This is a genomic window from Nocardia sp. NPDC050697 (assembly GCF_040654395.1).
Lineage (GTDB): Bacteria > Actinomycetota > Actinomycetes > Mycobacteriales > Mycobacteriaceae > Nocardia.
In genome coordinates this window covers 1-1,176 of the sequence record NZ_JBFAHY010000028.1, presented here as the reverse complement: position 1 = coordinate 1,176, position 1,176 = coordinate 1, and the positions used below count along the sequence as shown (strand labels likewise).

1 protein-coding gene is annotated in these 1,176 nt (G+C 68.5%); it reads right to left on the bottom strand.

Annotation, left to right across the window (positions count from 1 at the left end):
• The coding region (locus tag AB0H71_RS33905; RefSeq protein ID WP_357029679.1) for an acyltransferase domain-containing protein at positions 1–1,176 on the bottom strand (1,176 nt) is incomplete at both ends.

The window sequence follows — 1,176 nt, the reverse complement described above, 5'->3', positions numbered from 1 at the left end:
CGGTGACATCGCCACTGCCGGATCCGGCTTCGAGCCAGTACCGGCGATGCTGGAAGGCATAGGTCGGCAACCCGACTCGTCGGGCCCGGCCCGCGTATACCACCGGCCACGCCACCGTGACCCCCGCGGTTTCCAGCCGCGCGGCCATGCTCAGCAGACTACGGACCTCGGAATGATCCTTCCGCAGCGCGGACACCACCACCGCGTCACCATCGGGTGTGGGTTGTGCGGTGTCGGGTGTGGGTTCGAGGGTGTGGGTGATCGCGGTGGTCAGGCCGCCATCGGGGCCGACGACGATGAAGGTGTCCGCGCCCGCCGCGGTGGCGGCGGTGATTCCGTCGGCGAATCGTACGCTGGCGCGCACGTGATCGACCCAGTACTGCGGGGTGCTCACCTCGGCACCGGCCAGTCCGCCGTGTAGGTTCGACACCAGGGGCAGTGCCGGTTCGGTGAACACCAGACCCTGTGCGACGGTGGCGAAGTCAGCCAGCATCGGTTCCATCAACACCGAGTGGAAGGCATGCGAGACCCGCAGCCAGCTCACCCGGCGCCCGGTCTGCTCGAACCGCGACACCGCCGCGGTGACCGCGTCACGCGCGCCGGAAATCACCACGGTGTCGGGGCCGTTGATCGCCGCGATATCCACCCCGGCTCCGAGGTCTGTCTCGAGTTCGTGCAGCAACGCGGTGACCTCGGCTTCGCTGGCCTGTACCGCAGCCATCACTCCACCGGTCGGCAGTGCTGCCATCAACCGTCCCCGAGCCGCGACCAACGCCGCCGCGTCCTGCAGGGTCAGTACCCCGGCCACATGCGCGGCGACCAGCTCTCCGATCGAGTGGCCGGCGACCATGTCCGGGTGTACCCCCCAGGACCGCAGCAGATGCGACAACCCCACCCCGACCGCGAACAACCCGGTCTGCGCGTACACGGTGTGGTTGAGCAGATTCTCGTCTGCACCCCATACCACATCCCGCACCGACGAGCCGGTGTCCAGGTGAGCATCCAGCGCGGTCACCGCCGCGTCGAAAGCCTCGGCGAACACCGGGAACCGCTCATACAGTTCCCGGCCCATATCCAACCGCTGCGCGCCCTGGCCGGGGAACACGAACACCGTCTTTCCGTGCCCGCGTGCCACCCCTTGCACCACATTGCCCGCCACAGCCTGTCCGGCCAGTG